Raw genomic sequence first — 13,832 nt, 5'->3', positions numbered from 1 at the left:
ATAACAAAAAATGAGCCATATTATACAGCAAAAAATTGAACTACCAAATAATAAAGATGAATGGATTGTTGATCTTGCCAATGTTGTGACAGATATCAACGTTTTATATTCTTATTTAGGTCTAGATCCTGACACCATCTCACCCCCAATGCTACAGGCTAAAAAACAGTTTCCGCTTCGTGTTCCTAGGGCTTTTATTAACCGAATGAAAAAGGGGGATAGTAATGACCCACTTTTGCTACAGGTACTTTGTCATGATAAGGAATTATTAAAAGTTGATGGCTACAGTCATGACCCATTACAAGAGCAAGATAATGCCATTCCAGGGTTATTGCATAAGTATCGCAATCGCGCATTGTTGATCACAAAAACGGCGTGTGCAATTAACTGCCGCTACTGTTTTAGGCGGCATTTTCCTTACCATGATAATCAAGGTAATAAAAAAAATCTTGTTATTGCACTTGAATATATTGCGAATCATCCTGAACTTGATGAAATTATTTTATCAGGAGGTGATCCGTTAATGGCAAAAGATCATGAAATGGCTTTTTTGATTAATGCATTAGAAAAAATCCCACATATTAAGAGATTACGAATCCATACGCGTTTAGCTGTTGTTATCCCTTCGCGAGTGACACCTAAACTTTGTCGGCTATTTATTGAAAGTAGGTTGCAAATAATAGTCGTTACTCACATTAATCACGCAAATGAGATTGATAATGATGTCGCTGCCGCAATTGAGCTTTTAAAACAAAATAGTGTGACAGTGTTAAATCAAAGTGTATTGTTGAAAAACATTAATGATAATGCCGATGTTTTAGCGCAGTTAAGTAATAAACTTTTTGATATTGGAATTTTGCCTTATTACATCCATTTGTTAGATAAAGTGCAAGGTGCTGCTCATTTTTTGGTTGATGATGAATCTGCTAAAATAATAATGAAACAACTTGCTGAGCAAATATCAGGTTATTTAGTGCCTAAATTAGCGCGCGAAGTGGGCGGTGAAAAAAGTAAGCGTGTACTATCAGTGAATGATTAATTTACTTAATATGGGAGGTAAATTGCGAAAAAACATTCTATGAAAATCTCATTGACGGAAAATAAAATAGGCACTATAATTCCGACCTCTTTAATTAATGCTGTGGAGTTTAAACTCTACAACCTGTTGATAAATTAGATTTGGATATAAATCGTCATGAAACGCACATTTCAACCATCAGTATTAAAACGCAATAGAACTCACGGTTTCCGTGCTCGTATGGCAACTAAAAACGGTCGTCAAGTTCTTGCTCGCCGTCGTGCTAAAGGCCGTGTTCGTTTAACTGTTGCTAGCTGATTTAAAGTTGAGTGATTAAGTTCACTTTTCCACGGGAGTTACGATTGTTAACTCCCCTTGATTTCAATCATGTCTTCCAAGAGTCCACTCGGGCTGGTTCACCTTTTTTAACTTTAGTTGCACGTAAAAATAACAGCAATCACATGCGGTTAGGGTTTGCTATAGCTAAAAAACAAGTGAAACGAGCTCATGAGCGTAATCGTATCAAACGACTGGCTAAAGAGTACTTTCGGCATCGCCAACATCAACTTCCTAATATTGATTTTATCCTGATGGCTAAACAGCCAGTTATAGGCTTAGATAATCAACAGATCGTTGAAACATTAAATAAACTATGCCAACGAATCATAGCCCAGTACGAGGTTTAAATAAATTTAAATTAATTATCAAACAGCATGCTTATGCTTTTAAATATATGATAGTTAATGTTTTTGTGTTTTTTATTCGCGTATATCAGCGTTTTATTAGTCCTTTCTTTGGTCCTAAATGTCGCTTTACGCCGACATGTTCACAATATGCAATAATTGCATTAAGGCGCTTTGGATTAATAAAAGGAGGTTGGCTAACAGCCAAACGTGTATTAAAATGTCACCCTTTACATGAAGGAGGCGAAGATTTTGTTCCTCCAAAAAACTAAAACCAATAGAGAAAAATACTAATGGGATCTCAACGTAATATTTTAGTCATTGCTTTACTTTTTGTATCTTTTTTTATTTGGAAAGCGTGGGAGGAAGATCATGCACCTAAACCCCCTGTCGCAAACCAATTAACACAACAAATAAGTGATGATTCAACTGATGGCTTTGTGCTAGGTAGCACAATTACTGTAAAATCAGATGTTTTGTCACTCACGATTAATACTTATGGCGGTGATGTGCAAGCTGCACAACTGTTGAAATATGAACAAACACTTCACTCAGGCACGCCTTTCCAATTATTAACATCACGCCCTGATTTTGTTTATATTGCCGAAAGTGGTTTAACAGGTAAAGATGGTCCAGATAATGCGACTCAAGGCTCAAAACGCCCAGTCTATCAAACTGAAAAGTCTGAATATGTTTTAGCTGATGGGCAAGATGAATTGCGTGTTCCACTTACTTATCAAGTTAATGGTGTAAGCTATACTAAATATTATATATTACACCGTGGTAGTTATGCTATTGATGTTCAATATGACATTAACAACCAAAGTAGCGTGCCTGTTGATGTCGCAATGTATGGTCAATTAAAACAAACCATTAAATTACCTGATGATATACCAACTGAAGGAGGTGGTGGATTAGGTCAAAGTGCATTCCGCGGCACCGCGTACTCTAGTTCTAGCACTAACTACAGCAAATATAGTTTTGATGATATCAAAGATAAAGCATTAGCGGTTGAAACTAAAACTGGCTGGATTGCGATGTTACAACACTATTTTGCGTCAGCATGGGTGCCAGCGCAGGATAAAAATAATCTATTTTATTCTCGTGCAACAGCAAATAACTCTCAAGCAACAATTGGTTTCAAAGGTGAGTCAGCCATTATTCCGGCAGGTAGTACACATACCATTGGAGCAAAATTATGGTTAGGACCAGAAATTCAAAGTCAATTGAAAGAAACCGCTAACCACCTTGATTTAATTGTTGATTATGGTTGGTTATGGTTCTTATCACAGCCTTTGTTTCATTTATTGAAGACTATCCAAGGTTTTGTTGGTAACTGGGGTTTATCAATTATTGTTATCACATTTATTGTTCGAGGTATTTTATTCCCATTAACTCGTGCACAGTATCGTTCAATGGCTAAAATGAAGCTATTACAACCACGTTTACAAGCGTTGAAAGAACGATATGGTGATGATAGACAAAAAATGAGTATGGAAACAATGGCACTCTATAAGCAAGAGAAAGTGAATCCATTGGGAGGCTGCTTGCCATTAATTATTCAAATGCCGATTTTCTTGTCATTGTTCTATATGTTAGGTAACGCCGTTGAACTACGTCATGCGCCATTTGCACTTTGGATCTATGACTTATCTGCGCAAGATCCTTATTATATTTTGCCTTTATTAATGGGAGGTAGCATGTTCTTAATTCAGAAGATGTCACCAACACCAGTTACTGATCCACTACAACAAAAGTTAATGACTTATATGCCATTAATCTTTACGGTATTCTTCTTGTGGTTCCCATCAGGCTTAGTTTTATATTATATCGTTAGTAATTTATTCACAATTGCTCAGCAACAGATTATTTACTGGGAACTTGAGAAGAAAGGACTTCACGAGAAGAAAAAGAAATAGTATTGATAAAAAGGAGGGGTAAAATCCTCCTTTTTCGTTTTTATTTTTGGTGTCGGGATATGAATATACAGCAACAATTTAATTTAAAAGGTAATGAAAAAGGTTATTGGTTTATAAGTGCTAATGGTCGATTATGGTTACCTAAAGGCGAAGTTCCAAATGGGCGTGCAGATGAGTTAGGTTTTACAAATAAACTAGCTCAGCCAATAGGCGAATGGAATGGGCAAATTGCTTGGCTGATTTGTGATGAAATGAAAAATGCTATGAGCTCAATTCGTTCATTACTCGATAGAGCCGATCAATCATTATTTAATATAGCAGGTCGAGCTGTGCAACTTGCTGAGTTTTATCGTTCCCATAAATATTGTGGTTATTGTGGGCATGAGATGTATATTAGCAATACAGAATGGTGTTGTATGTGTGATCATTGCAAAGAGCGATACTATCCACAAATTTCGCCATCTATTATAGTGGCTATTCGCCAAAAAAATAAAATTTTATTAGCAAAGCATGTTAGGCATAATCAAGATAACTTGTATACTGTTTTAGCTGGTTTCACTGAAATTGGTGAAACAATGGAAACAGCAGTTGAGCGGGAAGTATTTGAAGAGTCAAGAATCAAAATTAAGAATATTCGTTATGTTGGTTCGCAACCTTGGCCATTTCCTAATTCATTAATGATGGCTTATTTAGCTGATTATGAGAGTGGTGAAATAGAGGTAGATACAAATGAACTCATTGAAGCAAACTGGTATCATTATACACAATTACCTAAGATTCCTGACTATGGTACTATTGCGAGGCGATTAATTGAAGATACAATTATACTTTGTCGCAACTACGATCAATATGGCAATGGCTAATTATATTCAATAGTTCTAGTTAGATTAACGATTTTGATAAATCAAAAGAAATGTCACAAACAATATTGCTGGTATCGCCCATATGCCATAGCTATATTTAGTTGTATCATAATTAATGTCTCTATGTAACCTTGCCTAGATCATAATTAGCTGCAAAACTTTGCCGATTGTAATTAATGATTTTACTTGATTCCCTTTAAATATGCTGCTGTTTAATTATTTAATTAAACGTAAAAGTTTTGGCTCAGTTAAATATGAAAAAGGTAACTATTAATAACTGTAGTTGGTAATTGTGGTCAGCGTTTTCATTCAATATTTTTTATGTCGCAATTATTGCGATTAATATGTACCTCTAAAATTATGTACATACAAAAAAATAAATTATTTTTTCATACATTTGATTTACTTGTTTTTACACCAAATGGCAAGTGCTTCACATTGCCAATCTTTCATCATATGGTACCAAGCCGATCGCCATTTACGTACAGTATCATGATGTAAATTAAGAGTTTGTCCTATTTGTAAATTATTAGCTCCAGAAACGAGTAGATCAATGAATGGTAGCCATAATTCAGGCTTTGGTATGCGGTTTAAACTGGTGTTGCTTAAAAGATTAAAGCTATGTCGGCAACGCTTACAGCGATAACAAGTTCGAGAACCAACTTTGGTTGTTTCATTCGCGCCACAGTGTATACAAGTTGGATTTTGCTCATTCAACAAGGTAGTTACTCTTGCTTTAATGGTATTATATTGTTCCGCTAAAGTTGGCATTAACTTCGCTTGTTTTTGATGTGTATACCACTGATACAATGATGGGTAATGGGTTTGAAGATAGCTAATAATAGCACGATCCCGGCGTATTACCTTGGCGATTGAAATTTCGAGTTTGTTCGCAATCTCGGGATAACTCATCTTATTTATACGATTATTAAAAATAATCTCTAACCAATTATAGGGCATTAAACGATTGAAAGGAGTATTAGTTGATATGGTAAAATATTTGTGACAATTTTTACAGCGGTATGTGTTAATTGGTTTTGAACGAATTATGTAAAATTTAGTATTTTTACAAAATGGACAAGCTTCCGCATGTTGTAATGTTATTTTTTCTAGATCATGATGAAAAGCCTTAAATTCATCATGTAATTCATTTGGTACGAGCTCATAAATCATTATTTATTTCCTTATCGCTTATCCCTATAAATATTATCAGATTTTTATCTAAACATATAGCTATTGTAGAACTTTTTTACTTTTTTAGAAAAGTGTCACAATCGAACAAATATAAATGCTCACCTATTTTTATTGATTTTTGTATTGGCGATGAACAAAGAAAAAATGAAAATGTATTACCATTAAATAGTATGATTGATAATGTGAATTGGTGAGTGTGATATGCTAGATAGGTGAGTAATGCTCCTTCCGATTAGGAAAGAGCAGCAATGTCTATTTGAATAAATATTATTTCTGTTGATGTAACCATTCAGCAACTTGTTTGGCAAAATAAGTTAATACACCATCGGCACCAGCGCGTTTAAAGCAAAGCAAAGACTCCATAACCGCTGATTTTTCATCTAACCAACCTTTTTCAATAGCTGCTGTTAACATCGCATACTCGCCTGAAACTTGATAGGCAAAAGTTGGCACAGCAAAGGTTTCTTTGACTCTTTGCACGATATCAAGATAAGGCATACCTGGTTTAACCATGACCATATCCGCACCTTCGCTTAAATCTTGATAAATTTCTTGTAATGCTTCATCACTGTTAGCTGGATCGAGTTGGTAGGTTTTTTTATTGCCCCCTTTAATATTTTTAGCAGAGCCAACAGCATCGCGGAAAGGACCGTAAAAGCTTGATGCATATTTGGCTGAATAAGCCATAATTTGGGTGTTAAAAAAGCCGTGTTTTTCTAGTTCATTACGTATTGCACCGATTCGTCCATCCATCATATCGCTTGGTGCAATAATATCTACCCCTGCATCTGCTTGCATTAAAGCTTGTTTAACTAGTGTTTCAACAGAGATATCATTTTGCACATAACCTTGTTCATCAATAATGCCATCCTGCCCATGGATAGTATAAGGGTCAAGTGCGACATCAGTGAGTATACCTAGCTCTGGAAATTCTTTTTTTAATGCGCGAACAGCTTTCGGTACTAAACCATTTTCATTATACGCCTCTTGTGCAAGTAGTGATTTTTTTGCAGGTTCAATAGCAGGAAATAATGAAAGAACAGGGATCCCTAATTTAGCAACTTTTTCTGCTTCGTTTAGTAATATATCAATACTCATTCGGTTTACATTTGGCATTGAGATAACTGGTTCAGTAACATTATTTCCTTCAACGATGAAAACTGGATAAATTAGATCATTGACCGTCAAGCTATGTTCTGCAACCATTCGACGACTAAAGTCATGGGCACGATTACGACGTAAGCGGCGAGTTGGATATTGACCAGTAAATGATGACATGAAAAACTCCTGTTTATTCTTAATAACATTTGATTTATTATCCGATGCTATATGTTGTTTAGCAAATTAATTTGCGCTCTTACAATAATACTAATTTTTACTTTACAACATATATTGATTAGAGGTAAAATTGCGCACTAAATTTTAGTCCTTTGTGATATTAAACAAATTTGAGGTGAGAGGCACATGCCAGTAATTAAAGTACGTGAAAATGAACCTTTCGATGTAGCATTACGTCGTTTCAAACGTTCTTGTGAAAAAGCAGGAGTTTTAGCTGAAGTTCGTAACCGTGAATTTTACGAAAAACCGACAACTATTCGTAAACGAGCTAAAGCGGCAGCTGTTAAACGCCATGCTAAAAAATTGGAAAGAGAAAACGCTCGTCGCACTCGTCTATATTAATAGTTTTTAAGATTATTTATACTGAAAACTTGAATTGACATTAAAATCAATTTGTTATTTTTTAATATAAAGAATTCTAACAAGCCGTATTTTTGATACGGCTTGTTGTCTTTCTATAACACCTAAATTGGTTGAAAACTTATCATGAAAGGCCTTATCCCTCGCGATTTCATTTTAGATCTCATTGCTCGAACTAGCATTCTTGATGTGATTAGTAAACGCGTTAAAATGAAAAAAAAAGGGAATAACTATTTTGGTTGCTGTCCTTTCCATGATGAAAAAACAGCCTCTTTTTCACTTAATGAGAAAAAACAGATCTATTACTGTTTTGGATGTGGTGCATCGGGCTCGGTTGTTAATTTTTTGATGCAGTATGAACGGTTGTCTTTCCCTGAGGCTATTGAAGAGTTAGCTAGTATGCAGGGGATTCGAGTTCCTTATATTGATAGTGATAACAATCAAATAGATCAATCCAAACATATTGAATCTCGAAATGTACGCCGTGATTTGTATACCTTGATGGCTAAAGTTACGGATTTCTACCAGCAGCAATTAGCATTGCCAACATCTATCGATGCACAAAAATATCTTGAGAATCGAGGGCTTAATGCTGAAATTATCGCTAGGTATAAAATTGGTTTTGCCCCTAATGATTGGCGGTTAACTTCACAAAACATCGTTAAAACGAAAGCTGAAGCAATGCTTTATGAACAAGCTGGCATGCTTGTAACCAATGATAGCGGTAATCGATATGACCGCTTTCGGGCACGAATTATGTTTCCTATCCGTGATAGGCAAGGAAACGTGATAGCATTTGGTGGACGAACTATCATTAATGATCCTGCAAAATATATCAATTCACCGGAAACCCCAATTTTTCATAAAGGCTTTCAACTTTACGGACTTTATGAAACACAAGAAGTTAATCGTAATCCTCAACAGCTCATTGTGGTTGAAGGTTATATGGATGTGGTTTCGCTTGCTCAATATGGCATTGATTATGCAGTTGCTGCTTTAGGCACGGCAACATCAGAAGAACATATTAAGTTATTATTTAGAGCAACAGATTCGGTAATATTTTGTTATGACGGAGATAATGCTGGGCGAAGTGCCGCTTGGCGAGCTCTTAATGTGTTATTGCCTTGCTTAATAGATGGTAAGAAAATTACCTTTGCTTTTTTACCACAAGATGAAGATCCGGATAGTTTTGTTCGTAAAGTTGGTAAAGAGGGTTTTGAAAAATATTTAAATGAAGCCTCAAATTTATCGCAATTTTTATTTGATGAACTTTTGAAACAGGTTGATTTAAAAACTGCTGAAGGAAAAGCAAAATTGAGCTCGCTAGCACTACCGCTACTTGATCAAATTAGGGCAAAAGCCTTTAGATTAAATTTATTACAAAAACTAGGTAATTATTTAGGTTTACTTGATGTATCTCAACTAGAACAATTAATGCATGAAAATCGTTCTAGAAGTGATAGAAAGGGAAATGAAAAATTCCCTGTTTCACAAATGAAAGTAACGACTATGCGTGTTTTAATTGGTTTATTACTTCAATATCCTAATCTTGCTGAGCAAGTTTCTGATATTAATACACTTCGCCAAGTTAAAATGGCAGGTATTGATATTTTTATTGAATTACTTGAATTATGCCAACGTTATCCCAATATAACCACAGCACAAATATTAACAGAGTGTATAGATAGACCGTTTTATAAGCAATTAAATCGTTTATCAACCTGGGAGAGTCATTATCAAGATGATGAAATAGATTCAACTTTTTCACATACTTTAAAAGAGTTGTATGATAATATACTCGCCCAAAGGCAAGATGAACTAATCGCAAAAGAGAGAGTCTCCGGCTTAAGTACCGCAGAGAAAAAAGAATTGGCGACTTTAATACTTGTTTTATCAAAAAAAGACTAAATATATAGGGTACATGTAGATTCCAGCTATGGGTTCTACATATATAATATAGATGACCAAATAACTAAAGTGGATACCTTTTATGGAGCAAAATTCTCAATCACAGCTAAAACTCCTAATCATTCGAGGTAAGGAGCTAGGATACCTGACCTATGCTGATGTCAACGATCACTTGCCTGAAGAGATTATTGACTCAGATCAGATTGAAGATATTATCCAAATGATTAATGATATGGGGATTCAAGTTCTTGAAGAAGCCCCAGATTCTGATGAGTTATTACTTTCAGATAATGTCCCTGATGAAGAGGCCGTGGAAGCAGCAACAGCATTAGTATTATCTAATGTTGAGTCAGAAATTGGTAGAACAACCGATCCTGTTCGTATGTATATGCGCGAAATGGGAGCGGTTGAACTGTTAACACGTGAAGGCGAAATCGATATTGCTAAACGTATTGAAGATGGAATTAATCAAGTTCAAACTTCAGTATCGGAATATCCAGAAGCCATTACTTATCTTTTAGAGCAATACAATTTAATCGAAAGTGGACAAGTTCGCTTATCAGATTTGATTACAGGTTTTGTTGATCCAAATGCTGAAGAAATCGCTGAAGAACTACCTGAAGATTTAGAAGTTAGTGAAACTGAAATTGAAATTGATGATAGCGACGATGATAGTGAGGATGAAGAAAGCGATGCTTCAACTGACGATGATGTTTCTATCGATCCTGAAGTGGCAAAAGCTAAATTTGCTGAATTAAAAGAGCAACATGATAAAACTTCAGAGGCTATTAAAACATATGGCCGTGCTCATAAAAAAGCACAAAAAGAAATTGAAAATCTATCAGAAATATTCAAACAATTCCGTCTAGTTGCTAAGCAGTTTGATATTCTTGTTAATAACATGAGAAGCATGATGGAGCGCGTGAGGACTCATGAACGTGTGATTATGCGAATTTGTGTTGAACAATGCAAAATGCCGAAAAAACAATTTATGACTTATTTTACTGGCAACGAAAATAATATGGATTGGTATAATAAAGCCTTAACAGCGAAAGGTGCATTTTCGGCCAATTTAAAAGATTTTGAAACTCAAATCGAAGCTCAAGTTAACCTGCTACAACAGATAGAAATCGAAACTAATCTTTCTATTGAGCAAATCAAAGATATTAATCGACGCATGTCTATTGGTGAAGCTAAAGCACGTCGTGCTAAGAAAGAAATGGTAGAGGCTAACTTACGCCTCGTTATCTCTATTGCGAAGAAATATACCAACCGTGGATTACAATTCTTAGATCTTATCCAAGAAGGTAATATTGGTTTGATGAAAGCGGTTGATAAGTTTGAATATCGTCGTGGTTATAAATTCTCAACCTATGCAACTTGGTGGATAAGACAAGCTATTACTCGTTCTATTGCCGACCAAGCCAGAACAATCCGTATTCCGGTACATATGATTGAAACAATCAATAAACTGAACCGTATTTCACGACAGATGTTACAAGAGATTGGTCGCGAACCAACGCCTGAAGAGTTGTCAGAGCGCATGCAAATGCCTGAAGACAAAATTCGTAAGGTACTTAAGATTGCGAAAGAACCAATTTCAATGGAAACTCCTGTTGGGGATGATGAAGATTCCCATTTAGGTGACTTTATTGAAGATACCGCTCTTGAGCAACCGTTAGATGCTGCTACGTCTGAAAGCTTACGTAGTGCGACACGTGATATCTTATCAGGATTAACTCCAAGGGAAGCCAAAGTGTTACGTATGCGATTTGGTATTGATATGAATACAGATCATACACTAGAAGAGGTTGGTAAACAATTTGATGTCACACGTGAACGTATTCGTCAAATTGAAGCTAAAGCCTTGCGTAAGTTACGTCATCCAAGTCGATCCGATGTGCTTCGTAGCTTTTTGGAATAAATTTTTACATCTAAATATATCGCCACTTTTGTGGCGATTTTTTTAATTCAAGACGCGAAAACCATGAATATACTGCAACGTTTTAAAATTGATCCATTTTTGTTGGTACTTATTTGTGTTGTGGTTACAGCCAGTTTGTTTCCCTGTGAAGGACAAGCTAAAATCATTTTTGAACACCTTACTACTTTTGCCATTGGTCTGCTATTTTTTATGCATGGCGCTAAGCTGTCCTTGCAATCCATTATTTTAGGTATTAAAAATTGGCGATTACATTTGTTAATTTTTGCAACGACATTTGTGATTTTTCCTCTATTAGGCTTGATGATGAAATTTCTTGTACCCTCTTTTTTATCTCAAGAACTTTATTTAGGATTTGTATATCTATGTGTTTTACCGGCAACTGTTCAATCTGCTATCGCGTTTACCTCAATAGCCAAAGGCAATGTGGCTGCTGCAATTTGTAGTGCCTCAGCATCAACATTATTGGGAGTATTTATTTCCCCTGTTTTAGTTAGTTTATTGATGCATACCCAAGCTTCAAATTCCATGAATATGCTAGATGCAATTACTTCTATCATGTTAAAACTTATGTTTCCATTTTTACTTGGCCACTTATCAAGACGCTTTATTGGTAAATGGGTGGATAAATATAAAAGTGTCATTTCTAAAACCGATCGCCTCTCAATTCTTTTAGTTGTATATGTTGCCTTTAGTGATGCTGTTGCAAATGGCATTTGGTCTCAAATTAGCTTGTTATCACTTCTAGCAATTATCTTTTATTCAATAATGTTGTTAATTATTGTTTTATTAATAACAACTTATAGTGCAAGACTACTGGGTTTTAATAAAGAAGATGAAATCACTATTGTGTTTTGTGGTTCCAAAAAAAGCTTAGCCAGTGGTATTCCTATGGCAAGTATTATCTTTCCTATGTCGATATTAGGAATAATGATTTTACCCTTAATGATTTTTCATCAAGTTCAATTAATGATTTGCGCTATTTTAGCTGCTCATTATGCAAAACGAAAAATTTAAAAATTGTTTTGCTCATTGCCCTATTCTCAAGGATAATAGGGGCGCTATTAACAACAGAAAGATATATTATGTTACATCTATTTGCTGAATTGGAATTTTCGACCATCATGCTATTGGTTTTGGCGCTGTTTTTTGTTCTCTTTTATGAAGCAATTAATGGATTTCACGACACAGCTAATGCCGTTGCAACAGTCATTTATACAAGAGCCTTAAAAGAACAACTTGCTGTTTTTATGGCTGGTATGTTTAACTTTTTTGGTGTTTTGCTTGGTGGTCTTAGTGTGGCTTATGCCATAGTTCATCTACTACCTACAGATTTATTACTTAATGTAAGCTCATCACATGGGCTTGCTATGGTCTTTTCTATTTTATTTGCGGCTATAATTTGGAATCTTGGAACATGGTATCTTGGTATTCCTGCATCAAGTTCACATACCCTAATTGGTTCAATTATCGGTGTGGCACTTACTAACGCATTTATTATGGATACATCAATAATAGAAGCGCTTAATATTCCTAAGATGATTCATATCTTTTTATCATTAATTGTTTCTCCTGTTGTCGGTCTTGTGGTTGCTGGCTTGATGATTTTTTTATTGCGGAAATATTGGACTCGTAAAGGTCAAAGTAAAAAAAGTAGCAAAAAACGAGAACGTATTTTCATGACACCAGAACAACGTGAAAAACTCTATGGTAAAAAGAAGCCCCCTTTTTGGATTCGTATTATGCTTATAATTTCAGCCGCTGGTGTGAGTTTTTCTCATGGCGCTAATGATGGTCAAAAAGGTATCGGCTTATTGATGTTAGTATTAATGGGTATTGCGCCAGCTGGCTTTATTGTTAACATGAGTGCATCTACTTATGATATTACAAATACTCGTAATGCGATTCACAATATTCAAGAGTACTTTGTTACCCATAATGATGATCTAAATACGATAATTGGTACACAACCTGCGTTAGACACCAGTATTCCAGAAGGTGATTTGAATAAATATCATTGTGATTATTCACGGTCATTTATCACATTAGGTATTGCTAATCATTTATTTAACAAAATAAATGATTACGACTCACTGACTGTTGAGCAGCGATCGCAAACTAGACGTGTATTATTATGTCTATCTGATACGGTATCTCATGTTGCTAAACAGCCAAATGTATCATCGGAAGATAAACAATATCTTAAATCTTTGAAAAATGATTTACTTAAGACGGTAGAGTATGCCCCTATTTGGATTATTGTTGCTGTTGCCTCGGCATTAGCTGTAGGGACTATGATTGGTTGGCGTCGTGTGGCTATTACTATCGGTGAAAAAATTGGTAAAAAGGGCATGACTTATGCACAAGGCGTATCGGCACAAATCACAACAGCTTTATCAATAGGGATTGCAAGTTACACTGGCATGCCAGTATCCACAACTCAAGTTCTTTCTTCATCAGTCGCAGGGACGATGATTGTTGATGGTGGTGGAGTACAAAGTAAAACCATTAAAAGTATTGCATTAACATGGATTTTAACACTTCCAATTTCGATTTTGTTATCTGGATCACTTTTTTGGCTTGCTCAAAAATTAATTTAGTAGTAAA

Annotated in this window: 13 protein-coding genes; 11 read left to right on the top strand and 2 right to left on the bottom strand. The window is 35.3% G+C overall.

The genetic code is table 11. From position 1 onward, the window contains the following. Positions 1-10 precede the first annotated feature (10 nt). From epmB to nudC, 6 genes are all read left to right on the top strand, one after another. Complete coding sequence (gene epmB / locus BQ5209_RS01640) at positions 11-1,039, top strand: EF-P beta-lysylation protein EpmB (RefSeq protein ID WP_085246839.1); 1,029 nt, start codon at positions 11-13, stop codon at positions 1,037-1,039. A gap of 156 nt (positions 1,040-1,195) precedes the next feature. Then, entirely contained in the window at positions 1,196-1,336 is a 141-nt protein-coding gene (gene rpmH, locus BQ5209_RS01635; RefSeq protein WP_025314679.1) for a 50S ribosomal protein L34, read from the top strand. Between the two features lie 11 nt (positions 1,337-1,347). Beyond that, positions 1,348-1,704, top strand: coding sequence for a ribonuclease P protein component (rnpA, locus tag BQ5209_RS01630; protein WP_085246838.1), 357 nt, complete (start codon positions 1,348-1,350; stop codon positions 1,702-1,704). Between the two features lie 47 nt (positions 1,705-1,751). Continuing rightward, positions 1,752-1,973 (top strand): membrane protein insertion efficiency factor YidD, encoded by a 222-nt coding sequence (gene yidD / locus BQ5209_RS01625; protein WP_085246936.1) that lies wholly within the window; start codon positions 1,752-1,754, stop codon positions 1,971-1,973. Between the two features lie 21 nt (positions 1,974-1,994). Further along, positions 1,995-3,620: a membrane protein insertase YidC gene (yidC, locus tag BQ5209_RS01620; protein ID WP_085246837.1), complete on the top strand. Its 1,626-nt coding sequence runs from the start codon at positions 1,995-1,997 to the stop codon at positions 3,618-3,620. 59 nt (positions 3,621-3,679) lie between these two features. Next, on the top strand, positions 3,680-4,483 hold the full coding sequence (gene nudC / locus BQ5209_RS01615; protein WP_085246836.1) for an NAD(+) diphosphatase: 804 nt from the start codon (positions 3,680-3,682) through the stop codon (positions 4,481-4,483). 402 nt (positions 4,484-4,885) lie between these two features. Here the strand turns inward: nudC and BQ5209_RS01610 are convergent, their stop codons facing one another. After that, complete coding sequence (locus BQ5209_RS01610) at positions 4,886-5,656, bottom strand: hypothetical protein (RefSeq protein ID WP_085246835.1); 771 nt, start codon at positions 5,654-5,656, stop codon at positions 4,886-4,888. Positions 5,657-5,944: 288 nt separating this feature from the next. Then, positions 5,945-6,955, bottom strand: a complete 1,011-nt coding sequence (hemB, locus tag BQ5209_RS01605) for a porphobilinogen synthase (protein ID WP_085246834.1) — start codon at positions 6,953-6,955, stop codon at positions 5,945-5,947. Between the two features lie 186 nt (positions 6,956-7,141). Here hemB and rpsU point away from each other — a divergent pair, with 186 nt between their 5' ends. From rpsU to pitA, 5 genes are all read left to right on the top strand, one after another. Further along, positions 7,142-7,357 (top strand): 30S ribosomal protein S21, encoded by a 216-nt coding sequence (gene rpsU, locus BQ5209_RS01600; RefSeq protein ID WP_034882800.1) that lies wholly within the window; start codon positions 7,142-7,144, stop codon positions 7,355-7,357. 144 nt (positions 7,358-7,501) lie between these two features. After that, positions 7,502-9,283, top strand: coding sequence for a DNA primase (gene dnaG / locus BQ5209_RS01595; protein ID WP_085246833.1), 1,782 nt, complete (start codon positions 7,502-7,504; stop codon positions 9,281-9,283). Between the two features lie 82 nt (positions 9,284-9,365). Beyond that, the gene (rpoD, locus tag BQ5209_RS01590) at positions 9,366-11,207 is read left to right on the top strand and encodes an RNA polymerase sigma factor RpoD (protein ID WP_085246832.1); all 1,842 of its coding nucleotides are present in this window, start codon (positions 9,366-9,368) and stop codon (positions 11,205-11,207) included. A gap of 63 nt (positions 11,208-11,270) precedes the next feature. Continuing rightward, positions 11,271-12,242 (top strand): bile acid:sodium symporter family protein, encoded by a 972-nt coding sequence (locus BQ5209_RS01585; protein ID WP_085246935.1) that lies wholly within the window; start codon positions 11,271-11,273, stop codon positions 12,240-12,242. A gap of 68 nt (positions 12,243-12,310) precedes the next feature. Beyond that, positions 12,311-13,825: an inorganic phosphate transporter PitA gene (gene pitA / locus BQ5209_RS01580; protein WP_085246831.1), complete on the top strand. Its 1,515-nt coding sequence runs from the start codon at positions 12,311-12,313 to the stop codon at positions 13,823-13,825. Positions 13,826-13,832 lie beyond the last annotated feature (7 nt).

Source organism: Gilliamella mensalis (genome assembly GCF_900103085.1).
Classification (GTDB): Bacteria; Pseudomonadota; Gammaproteobacteria; order Enterobacterales; family Orbaceae; genus Gilliamella; species Gilliamella mensalis.
This window is presented reverse-complemented; position numbering and strand designations above follow the sequence as displayed.